The 18895-nt window shown below is 70.7% G+C and carries 16 protein-coding genes and 1 pseudogene; 13 read left to right on the top strand and 4 right to left on the bottom strand.

What is annotated here, in order from left to right; all coding sequences use genetic code 11:
* Window positions 1–278: 278 nt before the first annotated feature.
* Together ACFYW3_RS03855 and ACFYW3_RS03850 are read left to right on the top strand one after the other, a co-directional pair.
* Entirely contained in the window at window positions 279–1592 is a 1314-nt protein-coding gene (locus ACFYW3_RS03855; protein WP_389385428.1) for a PP2C family protein-serine/threonine phosphatase, read from the top strand.
* A gap of 10 nt (window positions 1593–1602) precedes the next feature.
* The gene (locus tag ACFYW3_RS03850; RefSeq protein ID WP_351752200.1) at window positions 1603–2010 is read left to right on the top strand and encodes an STAS domain-containing protein; all 408 of its coding nucleotides are present in this window, start codon (window positions 1603–1605) and stop codon (window positions 2008–2010) included.
* A gap of 52 nt (window positions 2011–2062) precedes the next feature.
* Here ACFYW3_RS03850 and ACFYW3_RS03845 read toward each other — a convergent pair whose 3' ends face one another.
* A complete protein-coding gene (locus ACFYW3_RS03845) occupies window positions 2063–3403 on the bottom strand; it encodes a diacylglycerol/lipid kinase family protein (RefSeq protein WP_389385427.1) in 1341 nt (446 codons plus the stop codon).
* Between the two features lie 398 nt (window positions 3404–3801).
* Here ACFYW3_RS03845 and kdpF point away from each other — a divergent pair, with 398 nt between their 5' ends.
* From kdpF to ACFYW3_RS03825, 4 genes are read left to right on the top strand one after another with little or no spacing between them, the layout of a single operon-like run.
* Window positions 3802–3891 carry a K(+)-transporting ATPase subunit F gene (kdpF, locus tag ACFYW3_RS03840; RefSeq protein WP_037860493.1) on the top strand — a complete coding sequence of 30 codons (90 nt, stop codon included), beginning with the start codon at window positions 3802–3804 and terminating at the stop codon, window positions 3889–3891.
* Window positions 3892–3899: 8 nt separating this feature from the next.
* Entirely contained in the window at window positions 3900–5564 is a 1665-nt protein-coding gene (kdpA, locus tag ACFYW3_RS03835) for a potassium-transporting ATPase subunit KdpA (RefSeq protein WP_389385426.1), read from the top strand.
* A complete protein-coding gene (kdpB, locus tag ACFYW3_RS03830; RefSeq protein WP_389385425.1) occupies window positions 5561–7660 on the top strand; it encodes a potassium-transporting ATPase subunit KdpB in 2100 nt (699 codons plus the stop codon). Before kdpA ends, kdpB begins: the two co-directional genes overlap by 4 nt.
* A gap of 6 nt (window positions 7661–7666) precedes the next feature.
* Window positions 7667–8383, top strand: coding sequence for a potassium-transporting ATPase subunit C (locus tag ACFYW3_RS03825; RefSeq protein ID WP_351752204.1), 717 nt, complete (start codon window positions 7667–7669; stop codon window positions 8381–8383).
* 103 nt (window positions 8384–8486) lie between these two features.
* Here the strand turns inward: ACFYW3_RS03825 and ACFYW3_RS03820 are convergent, their stop codons facing one another.
* Both ACFYW3_RS03820 and ACFYW3_RS03815 read right to left on the bottom strand, forming a co-directional pair.
* On the bottom strand, window positions 8487–10025 hold the full coding sequence (locus ACFYW3_RS03820; RefSeq protein WP_389385623.1) for an alpha/beta fold hydrolase: 1539 nt from the start codon (window positions 10023–10025) through the stop codon (window positions 8487–8489).
* A 78-nt stretch (window positions 10026–10103) separates the two neighbouring features.
* The gene (locus ACFYW3_RS03815) at window positions 10104–11660 is read right to left on the bottom strand and encodes an alpha/beta fold hydrolase (protein ID WP_389385424.1); all 1557 of its coding nucleotides are present in this window, start codon (window positions 11658–11660) and stop codon (window positions 10104–10106) included.
* A gap of 337 nt (window positions 11661–11997) precedes the next feature.
* Between ACFYW3_RS03815 and ACFYW3_RS03810 the strand changes: the two genes are divergently transcribed.
* Window positions 11998–13341, top strand: a complete 1344-nt coding sequence (locus ACFYW3_RS03810; RefSeq protein WP_389385423.1) for an endonuclease domain-containing protein — start codon at window positions 11998–12000, stop codon at window positions 13339–13341.
* Between the two features lie 102 nt (window positions 13342–13443).
* Window positions 13444–13683, top strand: coding sequence for a hypothetical protein (locus ACFYW3_RS03805; protein WP_389385422.1), 240 nt, complete (start codon window positions 13444–13446; stop codon window positions 13681–13683).
* Between the two features lie 334 nt (window positions 13684–14017).
* Here ACFYW3_RS03805 and ACFYW3_RS03800 read toward each other — a convergent pair whose 3' ends face one another.
* Window positions 14018–14458 (bottom strand): hypothetical protein, encoded by a 441-nt coding sequence (locus ACFYW3_RS03800; protein ID WP_389385421.1) that lies wholly within the window; start codon window positions 14456–14458, stop codon window positions 14018–14020.
* A 615-nt stretch (window positions 14459–15073) separates the two neighbouring features.
* Here ACFYW3_RS03800 and ACFYW3_RS03795 point away from each other — a divergent pair.
* From ACFYW3_RS03795 to ACFYW3_RS03775, 5 genes and pseudogenes are all read left to right on the top strand, one after another.
* Window positions 15074–15733, top strand: coding sequence for a hypothetical protein (locus tag ACFYW3_RS03795; RefSeq protein ID WP_389385420.1), 660 nt, complete (start codon window positions 15074–15076; stop codon window positions 15731–15733).
* 260 nt (window positions 15734–15993) lie between these two features.
* Window positions 15994–16275 carry a helix-turn-helix domain-containing protein gene (locus tag ACFYW3_RS03790; protein WP_389385419.1) on the top strand — a complete coding sequence of 94 codons (282 nt, stop codon included), beginning with the start codon at window positions 15994–15996 and terminating at the stop codon, window positions 16273–16275.
* Window positions 16272–16807 (top strand): annotated as a pseudogene (locus ACFYW3_RS03785) (transposase). The gene ACFYW3_RS03790 and the pseudogene ACFYW3_RS03785 overlap by 4 nt, the downstream one beginning before the upstream one ends.
* Window positions 16808–16991: 184 nt before the next feature.
* Window positions 16992–17627 (top strand): hypothetical protein, encoded by a 636-nt coding sequence (locus ACFYW3_RS03780; protein ID WP_389385418.1) that lies wholly within the window; start codon window positions 16992–16994, stop codon window positions 17625–17627.
* Between the two features lie 1024 nt (window positions 17628–18651).
* Window positions 18652–18786: a hypothetical protein gene (locus ACFYW3_RS03775; RefSeq protein WP_389385639.1), complete on the top strand. Its 135-nt coding sequence runs from the start codon at window positions 18652–18654 to the stop codon at window positions 18784–18786.
* The last annotated feature ends 109 nt before the right edge of the window (window positions 18787–18895 follow it).

Below are 18895 nucleotides of genomic sequence, written 5' to 3'. Positions count from 1 at the left end.
GGGCCCTTCTCCCAAAACCCCCCGGGGGGGGCCGGGGGGGGGCGGGGGGGGGGCGGGGGGGGGGGGGGCCCCCCCCCCCCCCGGGGGGGCGCCCCCCCGCACCCCCCGTACACGGCGCCGTGCGCGGGACCGTCGGGTGACGGCTCCCTGTCGGCGCAGGTTGGTGGGGCTGGTGGGGCGTGGTTGGCTGTTGTCTGGACAGACACTCCAAGACTGCGGTTCGGCGGGTTCGGGCGCTGCGGAGAGGCGGGGCCGGGACGACGGGTGCGGGAGTAGTGGTGCGGGAGAAGACGGACGGGTTGCCGAGACAGCTGTGGGACCGGGATCGGTTGGCGGCGGTCAGGGCGACGGAGCTGCTCGATACCGGGCCGGAGCAGGTCTTCGAGGACCTCGCGGGCCTCGCCGCCCGGGTCACCGCCTCGGGGCGGGCGTTCATCACGCTGGTGGACGACCGGCGCTCGTTCTGGAAGGCCTGCGTAGGGGTCGACGCGACCGCGATCGAGGACCGGCAGAATCCGGTGGAGGAGAGCTTCTGCTTCTTCCTGATCGGTCTCGACGGGCAGCCGTTCATCGTGGACGACGCCGCCAACGACCCCCGCACCCGTGACCATCCCTCGGTCAAGCCGATGCGCATCGGCGCCTGGGCCGGATACCCCCTCCTCGCGGCGGGCGGCGAGGTGCTGGGCAGCTTCTGCGTCATCGACGACAGTCCCCGCGTCTGGACGCCCGCCGATCTGACCACGCTGGAGACGCTCGCCCGCTCGGTCGGCGCCGAGATCGGCCTGCGCCAGTCCCTGACCGCCGCCCGGAAGGCGCACACCCTGTCGGCGGACCTCGCCCACTCGCTCCAGCAGGGACTGCTGCCGCCGGCCCTGCCCCTGGTACCGGGCGTGGAGGTGGCGGCGTCCTACCTGCCCGCCTCCCGCTCGGGCCGTTCCGACATCGAGGTCGGCGGCGACTTCTACGACCTGTTCCGCACCCGCGGCTCCTCTTGGGCCGCGGTCCTCGGCGACGTGTGCGGCAAAGGGGTGCAGGCCGCCCAGGTGTCCTCGATGGCCCGTTACACGATCCGCGCCGAGGCCGGCGAGAACCGGTCCCCCGCCGGCCTCCTCGACCGCCTCAACACCGCGATGCTCGCCCAGCACGCTCCTCGCTTCCTCACCGCCGTCTACGCCCGCTTCCGGACCACCCGCGGTGGGCTCGCGGGAACCCTCGCCCTGGCCGGCCACCCGCCCGCCCTCGTCCGCCGAACCGACGGCACCGTCCGCGAGATCGGCAGGCCCGGGCAGCTCCTCGGTGTCTTCGACCCCATCCGCCTGGCCGACGCCAGGTTCTGGCTCGCCCCGGGCGACCTGCTCCTCCTCTACACCGACGGCGCGACCGAGGCACGCGCCCGCCCCGGGGCCCCCGACCGCGAGCACGACGTCTTCGACGACGCCGACCTGGCCCGCACCCTCGCCGACACGGCCGGCATGAACGCCGCCGACACCATCAGCCACATCAACGACACCCTGGCCGCCCGGCACGAAGGATGGACCAGCGACGACACGGCCCTCCTGGCCCTGCGCGTCCCCGAGCAGCACCCCAGCTGAAAGCCCCGCCATGGAACCCAGAACGGATCATTCCCACCGGCTCACCATCCTTGAAACCCGCGTCCCACACCCGCCCGCCCGGGTGCTGGTCCTGCGCGGCACCGTCGACTGCGGGGACGAGGCGGAACTGCGCGCGGCCTTCACCCGCGTCCTCGCCGCGGACCGCCTCCCGCTGATCGTCGACCTCGGGGCCCTCCGGTACGCCGACGAAAGCCTGCTCGGCCTGCTCCTGGCCGTCCGCACCCGCCTCCGCCTCGTCGGCCCTCTCAGCCACTCCCTGACCCACCGCCTGGACATCACCGGCACCCGGGACGTCTTCCACGTCCACACCGACCTCACCGACGCGCTCTCCGGCATCACCGCGGCCGCCGCGGAAGGCGTCGGAGGGGGCCCCGCACCGTCCCTGGGCCACGGCTGAGCCACCCGAAAGCCACACCCATCGCATCAACCCGGGGCCCACACCCATCGCATCAAGCGGTTCCGTGCCCGGCCGCCGCCCGTCCCATCGACAGCGCCAGACTCCGTACCCGACGCCAGTCCATCGGCGGTGCGACGTGCGGCACGCCGGGCCGGTGCCGGGGCACCCGCACGCGCAGAGCGCCCGGCGCGAGACGGCAGCGCACCGGAGTGGGCAACATCAGGGCCTCGCCGTCGACACCGACCGGTATGACAGGGGCGTCGGCGTCGACGACGACCTCTCGGGCGGTGGCCGCGGTCAACCCGCGGCCCTGTCCTCCCCGCAGCAGGAGCTCGGTGGCCTCGGCGGCGTTGCCGACGCCGACACACAGCACCCCGAGCTCGCCGGAGTCCAGTGTCTGCCGGCGCCCCAGTCCCGCCGAGTCACCCCTCGCATAGGGGTTGTTGCTCACCAGTACGGCCTGGGGCCCCTCCACGGTCAGCGCGTCGGCACGGACGCTCAACACCGCGCCGCTCTGGTGGGTCAGCAGGTCCGGCAGCATCTCCAGGATGGTGCGGGCCTTGTCGTCGCGGTAGGCGGGACTCTGCACGACTTCCGCGTACACGCCGAACGAGGCGTTGTTGATGAAGACGCGCTCCGCGCTCCGGTCCGCCGCGCTTCCCCCCTGGAGGTAGCCGAGGTCGATGCGCAGTTCGACGCCGTCGTCCAGCGCCTCCAGACACCTGGAGGGGTCCTCCCGGTCGAGTCCCAGGTCCATGGCGAGGTGGTTGCGGGTGCCGGCGCCGATCACCACGAACGGGAGGTCGTGCTCCGCGGCCACGCCGGCGACCAGGGCCTGTGTGCCGTCGCCACCCGCGACGCCGAGCAGATCGGCCCCGCCGCGGACGGCCCGCCGCGCCAGCTCGGCCACGTCCTGCCGTTCGGCCGGGTCCAGCACGACGACCTCGGCACCTTTGGCCCTGGCCCGCTCCGCCAAGCGGAACTTGCCGACCTTCCCGCCGCCCGAGCGCGGATTCATGATCAGGAACGGGTGCTCGGCCCGACCGACGGACCGCTCCGGCATGCCCGGCGAGGTGTCGTCCGCGAGCGCGGCCCTGCCCGCGGAAACGGCCAATGCCCACAGACCGAGCGAGAGCAGCACGACCCACAACAGTCCGGCGGCGGCGTACAGGACCAGAACACCGAGCGGCGCGGCGATCGCCAGCAGCGCGGCCAGTGCCCGGATCCAGCCGGTGTGGGTGAGCATCCACCAGCCACCGGCCGCCGTGAGCACCAGACCCGCCCACCCCACCCCCATGAGCACGAGGCTGCCGAGCCCGGCGAAGACCACCAGCACCACGAGCGCGGCCACGCCCGCCGCGAGGGCCAGACGCGCGGTCCAACGCCTGCTCATGGGGCGGCCTCCCACCGAAGTCCGGAGGTGTCCCCTCCAGCGTATGGGCGCTCACCCCGCACGGCACGTTCCGGCTTCCTCACCAGGCCCGACCACCTCCCGGACCTCCGCATCGCGTCGCGAAGGGGACCCGCCCGCGGTTGCCCTCCCCCCCTCCTCGACATCCGCCGCGCGGCCTCCCGTAAAAGTGGCGTCAAGGGTTGCGGGGCAGCCGTATGGACCCCGTCAAGGCGGCTTAACACCCGGGTGAGGACGCGGTTGTCTCGTCATCAGCCAACTGGCTGATTCATTTCTTCCCACTTCACTCAGGAGCTCGCGATGGCCGATCTGGCCTTCGTCGTCACCACGGTCGCGGTGTTCGCGCTGGTGGCTCTCATCGCCCGGGGGGTGACCAAGCTGTGACCGTCGAGAACGTCGTCGGCCTCGTCGTGGCCGTCTCACTGCTCGGTTACCTCGTCCTGGCCCTTGTGTATCCGGAGAGGTTCTGAGCACTGCCATGAGCCCCATGACCGCTGGTGCGCTCCAGCTCCTCGCGCTGATCGCCGCGCTCGCGCTGGCCTACCGCCCGCTCGGCGACCACATGGCCCGGGTCTACTCCTCCGAGAAGCACTACAAACCGGAGAAGTGGATCTACAAGGCCATCGGCGCCAACCCGAACGCCGAGATGCGCTGGCCCGCCTACCTGCGCGGCGTCCTCGCCTTCTCGGTGGTGAGCGTCCTGTTCCTCTACGCCCTTCAGCGCCTGCAGGGCAGCCTGCCCGGCTCGCTCGGCTTCGTGTCGATCGACCCGGACCAGGCCTTCAACACCGCCGCGTCCTTCGTGGCGAACACCAACTGGCAGTCGTACTACGGCGAACAGGCCATGGGTCACGTCGTACAGACCGGCGGACTCGCGGTGCAGAACTTCGTCTCCGCCGCCGTCGGCATGGCCGTCGCGGTGGCGCTCGTACGGGGCTTCGCGCGCTCCCGCACCGGTGAGCTCGGCAACTTCTGGTCCGACCTGGTGCGCGGCACCGTGCGCGTCCTGCTCCCGATCTCCGTGATCGGCGCGGTCGTCCTGGTCGCCTGCGGTGTCATCCAGAACTTCGCCGGGATCCACGAGGTCGGCCAGTTCGCGGGCGGGTCGCAGCAGTGGAACGGCGGGGCGGTGGCCTCGCAGGAGGTCATCAAGGAGTTGGGCACGAACGGCGGCGGCTACTTCAACGCCAACTCCGCCCACCCCTTCGAGAACCCGACCCCCTTCTCGAACCTGTTCGAGATCTTCCTGATCCTGGTGATCCCGTTCGCGTTGACCCGGACCTTCGGCCGCATGGTCGGCAACCTGCGCCAGGGCTACGCGATCCTCGCGACGATGGGCGTCATCTGGATCGCGTTCACGGCTCTGATGACGTGGACCGAGTTCGCCCACCACGGCCCGGCCCTCGACGTCGCCGGCGGCGCCATGGAGGGCAAGGAGACCCGCTTCGGGATCGCAGGCTCTTCGATCTTCGCCGTGGCCACGACGCTCACGTCGACCGGCGCGGTCAACTCCTTCCACTCCTCCTACACGGGCTTCGGCGGCGGCATCACCATGCTGGGCATGCAACTCGGCGAGATCGCCCCCGGCGGGGTCGGATCCGGCCTCTACGGCATGCTGATCATGGCGATCATCGCGGTGTTCATCGCCGGCCTGATGGTCGGCCGCACCCCCGAGTACCTCGGCAAGAAGATCGGCACCCGCGAGATCAAGCTCGCCGCCTGCTACATCCTCGTCACCCCGGCCCTGGTGCTGTGCTTCACCGCGGCCGCGATGGCCCTGCCCACCCCGGGCGACTCCATGACGAACTCCGGCGCGCACGGCTTCTCCGAGATCCTCTACGCCTACACCTCGGGCGCCAACAACAACGGCTCCGCCTTCGCCGGACTCAACGCCGACACCCAGTGGTTCAACTCGACCATCGGCATCGCCATGCTGCTCGGCCGCTTCCTGCCCATGGTGTTCGTCCTCGCACTGGCCGGCTCGCTCGCCGAGCAGAAGCCCGTGCCGGAGACGGCGGGCACGCTCCGTACCGACAAGCCGCTCTACGCGGGCCTGCTCGTCGGCACGATCGTCATCATCACCGGCCTGACCTACTTCCCCGCCCTCGCGCTGGGGCCGCTCGCCGAAGGGCTCGCCTCATGAGCACCGCCACTCCCACCCCTGCTCCGCACGAGAACGTTCCCACCGGGCACAAGCCCGCGGCCGACCGAGTCGGCGGAGGGCTGTTCGATCCCAAGGCACTGCTGAAGTCCTTCCCGGACGCGGTGCGCAAGCTCGACCCCCGCGTGATGATCAAATCCCCCGTCATGTTCGTGGTCCTGATCGGCTCGGTCGTCACGACCGTGCTGGCGGTCAAGGACCCGACGGACTGGTTCGGTTGGGCGATCACCGCCTGGCTGTGGCTGACCACGATCTTCGCGAACCTGGCGGAGGCCGTCGCCGAGGGCCGCGGCAAGGCCCAGGCCGACACCCTGCGCAAGGCGAAGACGGACACGGTCGCCCGCCGCCTCCACGGCTCGATGGAGGAGCGGGTCCCCGGCTCGGAGCTCCGTATCGGCGACCTGGTGGTCTGCGAGGCGGGCGACATCATCCCCGGCGACGGTGACGTCGTCGAGGGCGTCGCCTCGGTGGACGAGTCGGCGATCACCGGCGAATCCGCGCCCGTCATCCGCGAGTCGGGCGGCGACCGCAGCGCGGTCACGGGTGGCACGAAGGTCCTCTCCGACCGGATCGTCGTCAAGATAACGACGAAGCCCGGCGAGACCTTCATCGACCGCATGATCGCCCTCGTCGAGGGCGCGGCCCGGCAGAAGACGCCCAACGAGATCGCGCTGAACATCCTCCTCGCCTCCCTCACCATCGTCTTCCTGCTGGCCGTGGTCACACTCCAGCCGTTCGCCATCTACGCGGGCGCCGAGCAGTCGATGATCGTGCTCACCGCCCTGCTGGTCTGCCTGATCCCCACCACCATCGGCGCCCTGCTCTCCGCCATCGGCATCGCCGGCATGGACCGCCTGGTCCAGCGCAACGTCCTGGCCATGTCCGGCCGCGCGGTGGAAGCGGCGGGCGACGTGTCGACGCTGCTGCTCGACAAGACCGGCACCATCACCCTCGGCAACCGCCAAGCCTCCGAGTTCGTACCGGTCAAGGGCACCACGGACGCCGAACTCGCGGACGCCGCGCAGCTTTCGTCGCTGGCGGACGAGACTCCCGAGGGCCGCTCGATCGTGGTCCTGGCGAAGGAGAGGTACGGGCTGCGCGAACGCGGTCAGGGCGAGCTCGCCGGCGCCGAGTGGATCGCCTTCACCGCCCAGACCCGCATGTCCGGCGTGGACGTGGACGGCCGCGAGACCCGCAAGGGCGCCGCCGGCTCGGTCATCACCTGGGTGAAGGATCAGGGCGGTCAGGTCTCCGACGACGCCGGCGTCCTCGCCGACCGGATCTCGGAAGCCGGCGGCACGCCCCTCCTCGTCGCCGTCAAGGACGACCGGGGCGCCCGGGTCCTGGGTGTCATCCACCTCAAGGACGTCGTGAAGGAAGGCATGCGCGAACGCTTCGACGAGCTGCGGCGCATGGGCATCAAGACGATCATGATCACGGGCGACAATCCGCTCACCGCGAAGGCCATAGCCGAAGAGGCGGGCGTGGACGACTTCCTCGCGGAAGCCACGCCCGAGGACAAGATGGCCCTCATCAAGCGCGAGCAGGCCGGCGGCAAGCTGGTCGCGATGACCGGCGACGGCACGAATGACGCACCCGCCCTCGCCCAGGCCGACGTCGGCGTCGCGATGAACACCGGTACCTCGGCCGCCAAGGAGGCCGGGAACATGGTGGACCTGGACTCCAACCCCACCAAGCTCATCGAGATCGTGGAAATCGGCAAGCAGTTGCTGATCACGCGCGGTGCGCTGACGACGTTCTCCATCGCCAACGACGTCGCCAAGTACTTCGCGATCATCCCGGCGATGTTCGCCGTGGTCTACCCGGGCCTGGACAAGCTCAACGTCATGGGCCTGAGCTCGCCCGAGTCCGCGATCCTCTCGGCCGTCGTCTTCAACGCGTTGATCATCATCGCGCTCGTACCGCTCGCCCTCAAGGGCGTGCGGTACCGGCCGACGAGCGCCGACAAGATGCTCCGCCGCAACCTCGGCCTGTACGGGGTGGGCGGTCTGATCGCCCCGTTCATCGGCATCAAGGTCATCGACCTCCTCATCTCCCTCATCCCCGGAATCGGCTGATCTGCGATGAACAACTCTGTGGGCAACACCGCGCGCCTGCTCGGCGCGGGACTTCGGGCCCTGCTGGTCCTGACGGTCATCTGCGGCGTCATCTACCCGCTCGCCGTCACCGGCATCGCCCAGGCCCTGTTCAACGACAAGGCCAACGGCTCCGAGACCAAGGACAAGAGCGGCCGGGTCGTCGGCTCCTCCCTCATCGGGCAGAGCTACAACCTGCCGAAGCAGAACCCCGACGACCCCGAGGAGGCCGCCAAGCCGGACCTGAGGTGGTTCCAGCCGCGCCCCTCCAACGGCCTGGGCACCAACAGCGTGAACACCCGGTACTCGCTGATCCTCTCGGGCGCCACGAACCGCTCGGCCGACAACGGCGCCGTCAACGGCCTCTGCCCGGCGGGCGCGGAGGAAGGCACCCTGTGCGCCCAGGTCGTCGCCGCCAAGGACGCCGTCATCACCGACAACTCCACGGCTGCCTACACGGTCAGGCCCGAGGACGTGCCGGCCGACGCCGTCACCTCCTCCGGATCCGGCCTCGACCCGCACATCTCCCCCGAGTACGCCAAGATCCAGGTCCACCGGGTCGCCGAGCGGAACGGGCTCGACGTCCAGCAGGTCGAGAAGCTCGTCGCCGACCACACCACGGGCCGCACCCTCGGCTTCATGGGCGAACCGCGCGTGAACGTCCTCGAACTCAACACCGCGCTCAAGGAACTGCCCAGGGGCTGATGTTCCCCACCGCACGGACCGGGAGCCGGCCGGGCACCGCTCCCCCGGCCGCGACCGGGGGCCGTGGCGCCCGGCCGGCTCCCACACCGGTGCGTCTTGCCGGTCAGGGAGCGATCTCGAACTCGGGCGGCTCCAGGCCCTTCAGGCAGTCGGTCTTCGGCGCGTCCGGGGTGTCGAAGAAGGAGACGGCGATCTCTTGGGCGCACTTCGACGTGGCGATCACCACGTGCGGCTGGTAGGGGACCGTGACGACCTTGGCCTTGCTCAGTGTGCGGGCGACGTACGGCCCGTTGTCCGCCCCGGTCTGGGAGTCGAAGCTGCCCGACAGGGCGAGGGTGGGGATGTCGCCGCGCGTGACGTCACGGATCGAGGGCTCCGCGGGAGGGACGTTCCAGACATCGCAGTCCGGGCGGAGGAAGGTGAGCTGCGGCGCCTGGGCCTGTACCGAGCGAGGGAACGACGGGAAGGCGTCCTGTCCGCCCTTGAGTGCCTGCTCCTGGCTCTCGTACGGCGTCCACGCGCTGCAGAAGACGCCGTAGGCGAGACCGTGCGCAACCCTGCCGATGGCCTGCGGGCTGAGCTTGCCGCCCGCCCACTGTCGAGCGATCCGCTGCGGCTTGCCGTGGGCCAGCTCGTCGAGGGCGCGGGGCACCTGCGGTGCGACGTGGGTGGCGGAGGTCATCCAGTTGACCAGGGCTCCCCCGTCCAGTACGACCTTGACCGGCTTGTCGTGGCCGGGGAGCGTGACGGTGGTGGTGACCGGCTTGGCTTCGAGATCACCGACGAGCTTGTCGAAGGTGGCCGACAGGTTCGGGTAGCGCTTGTTGCACGCCGGCTGGTCCGCGCAGGCCTTGAACAGGCCGTCGAAGCCCTGCCGGGCGCTGCTCCAAGTCGCCGCCGATCCGGCCCTGGACGGCGGCAGTATGCCGTCGATGCCCACCGAGCGGAGTCCCTCGGGGTGCAGGCGCATGTAGACCAGCGCCAGGTGGGTTCCGTAGGAGATGCCGTACAGGTTCCACTGCTTGATGCCCAGAGTGGTGCGCAGGTCCTCGTAGTCGGCGGCGCTCTCGGTGTCGTTGTAGGCGCTGAGGTCGAGCCCGCGGCCCGTCAGTTGGTCGCGGCAGGCCTTCGTGGCCTCGACGTGCAGTCGTTCGGTGGACGGAGCGTCGTAGACGAGGCCGACCGCGCGTGCGTTGAACAAGTCGATGTCGGGGCAGAGGGCCGTCGGGTCGGCCGAGTACGTACCGCGCTGGGACATGAGGATCACGTCACGGTCGCGGTTCAGGCCGGCGCCGATCGCCAACTTCGCCTCGCCCACGGCGTCGTCTCCCGGTCCGCCCGCGAGCCAGACGACGGGGTCGGATTTCGGTGTACCGGCCGCGGCGGGCACGATCGCGACACCGAGTTCGATCGTTTTGCTGCCTGGTTTCGCGCGGTTCTCGGGCACGGTGAGCGTTCCGCAGCGGGCCCCTTCGAGCTCCTCCACGGGTTCCGGTGTCTTCGGGCAGGGGCCCGGCTCGTAGCGGGCGTCGCCCACCGTCCGGGCGACGGTGCCGACCGGCGCTCCGTCGCCGTCGTCCGCGTGTGCCTGCGTCCGAGTGGGCGCGGTGAGCAGGCCGGTGACGAGGAGACCGGTCGCCATGCCGGCCGACGTGGCCAGGAGTCGTCGTGCGGTGCGGCGACGACGGTGCGCTTGACGGCGTGTCATCTGCCCTCCCGGCTACTTCGGGATGATCGTGAACGGTTCGGGCTCAAGACCGTCCACGCACCTGGTGTCGGGCGCGGTCGGACGAGCGAGGAACGAGGCCAGCACGCTTTGCGCGCACGGCGACTGCGGGACCACCCAGTGGCCGATCCCGGGGACCTGAATGGCGGTCGAGCCGGACAGGTCGCGTGCGACGCCCTTCGCCCAACTCGCCCCGGTCTTCACGTCGAACGTGCCGGAGATGACGAGCGCCGGTACGGAGCTGACCGTGGCCACCCGCTGGACGGAGGCTCGGTCCGGAACGTCCCAGATCCCGCATGCCGGGTACTGGAAGGGAAGTTGCGGCGCCTGGGCCAGTACCGTGTCCGGCCATCCGGGGAATGCCTTGCGTCCCGCCTTCAGCACGTCGGGCTCCGAGTACCCCGGCGCCCACTCGGCGCACGCCACCGAGTTCGTCAGGCCGTGGGCGAAGTCGCCGACCTTCTGGACCGAGCCGGCCGCGCGGGCCTTCGCGAAGCGCTCCGGGTTCCCGTGGGCGAGTTCCTCCAGCGCCGCCGGGATGTCCTTGGGCCGGGGGGTGAAGGCGACGATCAGGTTCAGCAGCGCGCCCCCGTCGAGGACGACCTTGACCGGCTTCCCTCCGCTCGGCGGCGCGACGTTCAGCGTCAGGGGATGGGCCTCCAGCTTGCGCACCTGCTCCGTCAGCGTGCGGCGGAGGTCCGGGTACCGGTCCTTGCAGGCCGGCTGCGCCGCGCACGCCTCGAAGATGTTGTCGATCCCCTCGGCGGTGCTGCCCCAGGTCCAGGGCAGGGTCACGACCTGGGGAGGGGTGACCGAGTCGATCGCCACCGCGCGGATTCCCTCGGGGTGCAGGCGCAGGTACGTGAGGGCCAGGTTGCTCCCGTAGGAGTACCCGTAGACGTTCCACTGGCGGATGCCCAGCGCCTTGCGCAGGTCGGCGAAGTCGGCTGCGTTCTCGGTGGTGTTGTAGGCGCCCAGGTCGGTGCCGGCGGCCGTCAGGCGGTGCCGGCAGTCCTTCACCGCCTTCAGGAAGAGTCGTTCTGCCTCCCGTGCGTCGTAGCCCAGGCCGACTGCCCGCGCGTTGAACCGGTCGACCTCCGGGCAGGCGAGGTTCGGCTGGTCGTGGAGGTTGCCGCGCTGGGCCATGACGATCAGGTCGCGGTCCTTGTTCAGGCCGGAGTCGACGAGGAACGGAATGTCGTCGAACGTGTCGGCACCGGGGCCGCCCGCCATGAACACCACGGGTTCCTGTGCGGGCTTCGTCGGGGTGACGGCCGGAATGACGGCCACGGCCAGCTTGACGGTCCGGGCGCCGGGGCGGGAGCGGTTCTCGGGAACCTCGAGGACGCCGCACCGGGCGCCGCTCAGCGCCTCGATGGGCTCGGGGGGCTTCGGACAGGGGCCGGCAACGAACCGTGACGAGCCTGCCGGGGTGGGCTCGGCTGTGCGCCGGGCGGGTGCCGAAGCGGCGCCGCCGGGTGGAGAGCCGAATGCCACCAGACAGACCAGAGCCGCCCCGGCAGCCGCCATGTGGACGCAGTGCTTTGGCATGTGGTCTCGTTCCCCTGCCGACATCGGCGGCCCTGCCTGGTCAGGCCGCAGCGGTTTGCACGGAACGCGCCCTTTCGACGCTACCGGCTGGCGCATGCGTCCGCCACGCGGAGCGGTCACACCCCGTGACCGGCCGGAGAGGGCCCCGAGAGGGCCCGGCGAGAGCCCGGCGAGAGCAGCGACACCTGGTCGAGCAGCCGCGAGCACCGGTGGCGGGGTGCCGCCCGGCGACGCCGACCGTACGGGTGCCCCGCGCCGAGCGGACGGGACGGGGGAAGCCCGGCCGACCGGGGCGCTCGGGACCCGTTGCCGTTTTGGGGGCCGCTAGCCTGTCGGTATGTCAGAGCGTGTCATCTCCGGTCGCGCGGACGGCCTGATCACCCTGGTTGCCGCGGACGCCCTGTGGGTCGATTTGACGGCCGACAGTGCCGTGCCGACGGCTTCCGGGGCATTCACCCCCTCTCCCGCCCGCGCCCAGGTGAGGTACGTCCTGCTCGGCGGCCAGGTGGTGGCGATGGTGAGGGCAGGCAACGGTCAGTGGTGCGTTCCGGAGGTTGAGGTGCGCCGGGCGGCCGCGGAACTGAACGCGGTGGCGATGGATCGGCAGGACCTGGTCCGCATCGGTCCGTTCCGTGGGGCGCAGGGGCAGGAGCGCGACGAGGAAACGCCGCTGCGTTGGCGCCGGCGCATCACGGGGGAACTGCGGGAGCCGGGCGGCCCCGAGGGTGCGGCGCGCCGTGAAGTCGGCCGTCCGCACCATCTGGCGGGGATCGACTGGCGACAGATGCTCGTGGAGCAGACCCGCGACGGGACACAGCGCACGTGGTGGCTGCCGCGCTCTGTGGTCAGGCTGCTGGACGCCGCCGAGCACGCCGAAAGGCAGTGGGTGCGAGCCGCGCGGGCCCGCCGGGCAAGCGCAGCCGTCACCGAGCCGCCCTCCCCTCCTCGGCAGGACCGAGACGCCGGCGGTCGGCAGACGACGGGACCCGAGGACCCCACCGCCTCACCGCGCCCGTACGACAAAGAGCTGGAAGGCCAGTTGTACTCGGTGCTCAGCAGGAAGCCCGGCACCTCCCGCAGGGTGGCCGGGTGGGCGTGCGCCGTCTGCCGCACCTCGCCCGCCACCGTGCTCGACCACTGCCACGAACACGGCTACGTCCGCGCCCCCGTCTGCCAGTCCTGCAACACACAGGAACGCCCGGACCACCTGTACAGCAACGACATTCGCGTGGCGAACCGCTACACACGCCTCTTCCACACCGACACCGACGACTGGCTCCGCCACTGGCACCGCTGCCCCGGCTGTCGCGCGCGCACCACCCTCCCCCTGCCGCACCTCGCCGCATGGACCGCCCACGTACTCTGCCGATCGCTGCGCCCGACCCACCGCGCGCCCCGCGGGCGCAAGCCCTGCGGTGTCCTGCGCGTGTCCTGGACGGGCAGTCAGAACGCTCCCCGTTCCTGCCTGCTCACTGTCGGCGTCGACTTCTGCCCCTCCGGCGAACACCGTGTGCTGGCGCGGGTCCCCTACCGCGAAGCCGCCGAGCGGTTTCGTGCCTGGTTGACCGAGACGGCCCCTGCCGTGGCCGCCGCGGCCGGTCCTGACCGCCTGGACGGCCTCCCTGCCCGGTTCCGGCCGGTCGTCGTGGACACCGGCGGCGAGGGCCTGGGACTGTTCTGAGCGGGCACCGGGAGACCTGACACCCCGCCGTCACCTCGCGGCCGCCGACTCCCGACACGGTCACCCCGCACGCCTCGGACACGTGCGCGGCAGTCCCCCGGGGTGATCGCCCATCCGTCCGACTCTTCGGACGAGGGCACGTCGTTCGTCGTCATGGTGTCGACCGGCGACCACACCGGCGGAGTACCCGTTCAGGTGTCCAAGGAGCTTGCGAACGAACGCGCGTGGTACCAGCAACTGGACTACGGCTTCCGCGCCCTGGGGATCACACCGTTTCTCACCGCGATCCACGACCCTGATCGTCATCGGAAGCGGGCGACCGACGACGGCTACGGCGGCTGACTCGCCAGGCCTCGCACATCCACGGAGGCTGCCCTGTCGTCCGGCCCGAGACCCCGGTATCCCCGCGGCCATCGAGCCGGACGCAGCGGCTCCGCACCGGCCCGGCCCGGGGGACTCCCTCGACGGGACGGCCACAGAGCCGAGCGGCTCACACCGACACATGTGACCACCGGGCCGGCTCGGTCGCAGCTTGAGGATCACGGCTCACGGCCGCCGCGCCCCCCTCGGCCGGCGTCCGACGAGGCACCACCCCGCCGTTCCCCGAGCCCTCGGCTTGACGCCGGGCAACAGGCCATTGGCCCCGACGTCTCACCGCCCACCGTGCACGAGCTCGTCAGCACCCGTCACCGAGGTTGATCCCCGCCGCGGCGGCCGAGTGGACGACGTACAGCTGGATCAGTTCCATCGGGATCGCCAGAACGTTGAACCAGACGGTGGTACCGGCGACGAGGCCCGGCCGGCTCTCCCCGAGCCGGCGGCCGTACCGTCCGCGCAGCCGCCGTGCGAGCAGCACGCACACGGCCACCGCCGCCAGGCCGAGACCCACACCGGCCCACCCCGCGACGTACTCCGCCATCGGGAAGGGCAGATGCCTGCAGGCTTCGCGCTGCCGGTCCGCCCACCCGTGCTCGATCTCCTGCGTGTGCAGGGAGGTGGCCACACCGGCCGCGGTCAGCAGCGGCACCAGCAGCGCCGCCGTCACGGTGCCCGGCGTGACGGCACGCGGGCGCGCCGTGCCGCCGCTCGCGGCAGAGGAGGGCGAGGTGGTGGCCATCAGTACCCATTCGGTTCCGGGCGGACCATGCGGATGGGGAACGCCGGGGGAGGTGGACCCGGTCGTCCGCCGCCTTCCGCCACTGGTCCGGAATTCCCGCCGTGATCACTTCGTCGGCATCCTAAAACACCGCTTCGTCGGTGTGATCATTCGTTGAACTGGCCATGCCCGAAAGGGGGCTTGGTCGACAAGCCGGTACCGGACGAGTCGGCGGCCGCCGAGCCGGGACTGCGTACTGCGCCTCGCGCGGCCACTCACCGGCCACTCCCCGGCCACTCCCCGGCCGAACCTGGACCCACCCGAGAACACCAAATCCCTGAATCCAGCCACATCAAGGGGTGTTGTTCCAGCCATGCCGGGCGTAGCGTGAGCCCCACCGAGAGGGGCGCGCCACCTCCCACCCGTTGGCGCGCACCACGGAAGAGCCCCGCCGCAACTCCCCCGTGCGGCGGGGCTCCCTTCTGGTCCACCACCGGCATCGAGTGACCCGCACACCGCCTTCCGGAGGCGATTGTCCTGGCGTGCCCACGAAGCCCGTTCCCGCGCGGGGCTTTCGCGCGTCACAGACCTGTCACAGCCACCACACAGGCACCCGGCCCCGGCGAACATGGCGCGATGCGCACACACCACACGATCACCCTGCTCACCACCGCCGCCGCCATCGCCCTCACCCTCACCCTCACTGCCTGCGACCCCCAGACCTCCGGCAACGGGAAGCCCGCGGCGCCCAGCGCACCGGCCCCTGGTGCCTCGTCCGCGCCCTCCAGCGCCGCGCCCGCCACCAAGACCGCCACCAAGACCGCCACGCTCCCGAACTTCGTCGGCAAGGGCCTCCAGAGCGCCCAGGACGAGGCGCAGGCCGCCGGGTTCCACGCCCTCAAGTCCCACGACGCCCTCGGCCGCGACAGACTCCAGGCCCTCGACCGGAACTGGAAGGTCTGCTCCCAGACCCCCGCCGCCGGCGCGAGCATCGACACCAGCACGAGCGTCGACTTCGGCGCGGTCAAGCTGGAGGAGACCTGTCCGGCCGTCGACGCCCCCGCGCCCAAGCCCGCCGGCGACACCATGCCGAACTTCGTCGGCCAGGGCATGAAGGCCGTACGAGGCGCCCTGCCGTCCAACGCGAGCATCACCGTGAAGGACGCGGTGCAGAGCCGCATGGTGCTCCAGGAGTCGAACTGGAAGGTGTGCAGCCAGGACCCGAAGCCCGGGACCGCGCTCAGCGGCCGGCCGGTCTCCTTCACCGTCGCCAAGACCGAAGAGACCTGCCCCTGACCCACCGGCGACCGCTCCGCGCCCCACACCCGAGCGCCCTCACCCGCCCCCGCCCTCCTGACTTTGTCCGCGTACGAAGGTCGGGCCCGGCCACCGGTCGGTGAGCGGCCTCCAGGCGAGGGCTCGTGGCTCCTCGTCGGGTGGGTTTCCTCCGAGAAGGGGGTGCCGCTCAGCCTCTCGGCGAGACGTTGGCGCCTACTGAGCTTTGCGGGTTGTCGTCGGGGAGTGACGGTTCATGATCCCTGCGGTATGCCGGTGATATGCGTTGTCCGGAGGGTGGGGGCCTGACCGCTGGGCGTCGGGCGTTTCGTGAGGGGATCCGGCCTCAGGCCGGTAGGCGGCTCGCGGCGGGTGAGGAGACCGCGGTGATCGCGAAGGACCTGCGGGTGAGTGTGCGGTCGGTGGAACGCCGGCGTCGTGCCTGGCGCGAGGGCGGCATGGAGGCCTTGCGCTCTGCGGGCCCGGCGAACTCCCCGACCATCACCGATGCCCAGTTCGCCGGGGCTGGATCGTCTTTGAGGACGAGGCCGGATTCTCCATGACGCCGCCCCGCGCCCGCACCTGGGGCCGGCGCGGACACACCCCCGTCATCCGCGTCCGCGGCCGCTCCCGCCGCCGGACCTCGGTCGCCGCCCTGTGCTGCCACGAACCCGGTGAGAAGAGCCGCCTCATCCACCGCCCCCGCAACCATCTCCTGCTCAAGGACGCCCGCAAGAGCTTCTCCTGGCAGGACTATCGCGACCTGCTGGTGAGGGCCCATATTCAGCTCGGCGGACCCATCGTGGTGGTCTGGGACAATCTCAACACCACCTGGCCGCCGGGCTGAAACGCTACGAGGCCGAACACGACTGGCTCACCACCATCCGCCTCCCGGCATACGCACCAGACCTGAACCCGGTTGAAACCGTCTGGTCCCTCGTGCGCAGAGCCACGGCCAACACCGCCTTCGACACCCCAGACGCCCTCGACCGCACACTCCGCCGCGAGTTACGCAGAATGCAGCTCCGACCCCACCTCATCGACGGCTGCCTCACCGCCACCGGCCTGACCATCAACCCACTGACCCCACCCTGAAATCCTCAGTAACCGGACAGACACATCCGATCAACTGACCAACCCGTCAAAGAGACACGCTCTAGCGCAGCCGCGGCCTCCGTCCGGGCAGTCTCGGCTCTCTCCTACCCCGGCTCCTCGATCCCGGAGCAGGCCGGACGGGCGCCGGGTGGTTAGATATGGATCTTGAACGGGTGCGGAAACGATGGAGATCAGGGTGAAGTACTTCGTGCGGGGGACCGTGTGTGCGGTCGCGCTGGTGGCGGCGTTGACAGGTTGTGGGGGTGGCGGGGATGCAGATGCGGGCGCGGCCGTAGGCGCCGCCGGAATCGGAAGCGGCGGTGAGAAGGGGAAGAAGACCTCCGGCACGCTGTCCGTGCCGCAAGTCCGGTCGGCGCTCCCGACCAACGAGACCCTCGGTGGTGTCTGGGTCGGCGACGACTTGGGGGTGATTGACGGGGAGCCGGCGCGACAGCACTGCGCCGAGGAGACCGGCACCCCGTGCGACGGGGTGGTGGCCGTGGGCCACAAGGAGGCCGCGGTCAGAGGGAACGCGGACAGCGACAAGGTCGAGTTCACTCTCTTCTCGTTCGATTCGCAACAGGCCGCGAGCGCCGCGGTAAAGGGCCTGGCCGCGAAGATACGCAACCGCGAGCACACGCCGACGCAGGTCGCGGCTGGCGCTGACGAGACCGAGGCGTTCACCAACGGCAACCACGGTACTAGTGTCGTCATGCGCGTCGGCAATGTCGTGGCCTACGTCCGGGCGAGTCTTTACGCCGACGACGGCGCACGGCAGATGGCCCTGCTTCAGGTCGACCTGATCAAAAAGGCCGCCTGACGCGAAGGAACGGCCTGAGTAAGACCAAGGCGAAATGGGTGCCCCGGTCGATCGCTTCGGCGTCCCGGGCCGCCTGTTCCAGGCACTCGCGGTGGGCCTCTTACCAGGACGAGTCGGCCAGGGCCGTTGTTGGCCGGCTCCATGCCCACCGCGCCGTCGACCAGCGCGCGGAGGAGCAGCAGCAGCGGCCCGCGGGCGCCGAGTGAAATTCCCCGCTCGTCCTGAAGGGTCATCGCTGAGCCGAGGCCGGTGCCCGCGGCGGTTGTCACTCCGCGCGCGCGGAGGACTGCGGCATGGCCAACGGTCACCTCCGCGTCCCTCTCTGGCCCGTGGACAGTGCAGTGAACGGCGGGATTTCCGCAGGGCGGCACCGTGCTGGACGACGCACCAAGCGGTGCAACCCCCAAGGTCCCGCCGACAGGACCCCGAGCTCGGGCCCATTCAAGGAACCCCAGCAGCTCCAGCAGAACCGGCCCCAGACCGCGCATCAATTCAAGTGCCAGCGCCAGCACGCCAGCCCCGCCCGCCCCCGTCCTCAACCACTCACACCCTCACAAAGAAAGTCCGGGCACTCACCAGTCGGAACAAGGGGTTTGACCAGGCACAACGCGCAGATGTAGCGGGTGCTCCTCCCCCCATACTTCCCCGGACCTTCGCCTACCGGCCTGAAGCCGGATCCCCTCACGAAACGCCCGACGCTCAGCGGTCAGGCCCCCACCCTCCGGATCACGCATATCACCGGCATACCGCAGGGATCATGAACCGTCACTCCCCGACGACAACCCGCAAAGCTCAGTAACCGTGCTCAGGTATGCCCAGCGGTCCGCGCCTGGCAGCGAGCATTGAAGGGCACTCGACCGGTGAGCCCACCCCGCGCTCGGCCCGTTCCCCGATCCGGCCTCCACTCGTCGCGCCGACTCCTCTTCGCAGTGTCAGGCCCCGGCCTGACGGACACGCCATGAACAGGGGACTGGAGGGGGCCCGGTCAAAGCAAGTCCTGCGCATGACACGGCAGGTGAGCGCCGTGTCGTACACGAGCGCGCGGGAGTACGCCGGCCGCTCGCTCGTCGAGTTGCTGCAGAACGGCTACGACGCGCATCCGAGGGACCGCCGCGACGGACGGGCCCACGTCCTGCTGGACGAGGCGAAGGGTGAGTGAGGGACGGTGCACGTCGCCAACGGCGGCACGCCCTTCACCTGGCACAACGTCAAGCAGATCTGCGAGCTCACGCAGAGCTCGAAGGAGGTCGGCGAGGCATCGGGAACAA

This window comes from Streptomyces sp. NPDC002602 (assembly GCF_042889445.1).
GTDB lineage: Bacteria > Actinomycetota > Actinomycetes > Streptomycetales > Streptomycetaceae > Streptomyces.
The sequence above is the reverse complement of the archived record's forward strand: the minus strand, read 5'-3'. Positions and strand labels throughout refer to the sequence as shown.

Coding starts and splice junctions, on each gene's coding strand:
- ACFYW3_RS03780 (WP_389385418.1), top strand. CDS start 16,992: ATGGAGATCAGGGTGAAGTACTTCGTGCGGGGGACCGTGTGTGCGGTC.
- ACFYW3_RS03825 (WP_351752204.1), top strand. CDS start 7,667: ATGAACAACTCTGTGGGCAACACCGCGCGCCTGCTCGGCGCGGGACTT.
- ACFYW3_RS03790 (WP_389385419.1), top strand. CDS start 15,994: ATGCGTTGTCCGGAGGGTGGGGGCCTGACCGCTGGGCGTCGGGCGTTT.
- ACFYW3_RS03845 (WP_389385427.1), bottom strand. CDS start 3,403: ATGAGCAGGCGTTGGACCGCGCGTCTGGCCCTCGCGGCGGGCGTGGCC.
- ACFYW3_RS03810 (WP_389385423.1), top strand. CDS start 11,998: ATGTCAGAGCGTGTCATCTCCGGTCGCGCGGACGGCCTGATCACCCTG.
- kdpB (WP_389385425.1), top strand. CDS start 5,561: ATGAGCACCGCCACTCCCACCCCTGCTCCGCACGAGAACGTTCCCACC.
- ACFYW3_RS03795 (WP_389385420.1), top strand. CDS start 15,074: ATGCGCACACACCACACGATCACCCTGCTCACCACCGCCGCCGCCATC.
- ACFYW3_RS03820 (WP_389385623.1), bottom strand. CDS start 10,025: ATGGCGACCGGTCTCCTCGTCACCGGCCTGCTCACCGCGCCCACTCGG.
- kdpA (WP_389385426.1), top strand. CDS start 3,900: ATGAGCCCCATGACCGCTGGTGCGCTCCAGCTCCTCGCGCTGATCGCC.
- ACFYW3_RS03815 (WP_389385424.1), bottom strand. CDS start 11,660: ATGCCAAAGCACTGCGTCCACATGGCGGCTGCCGGGGCGGCTCTGGTC.
- ACFYW3_RS03800 (WP_389385421.1), bottom strand. CDS start 14,458: ATGGCCACCACCTCGCCCTCCTCTGCCGCGAGCGGCGGCACGGCGCGC.
- ACFYW3_RS03850 (WP_351752200.1), top strand. CDS start 1,603: ATGGAACCCAGAACGGATCATTCCCACCGGCTCACCATCCTTGAAACC.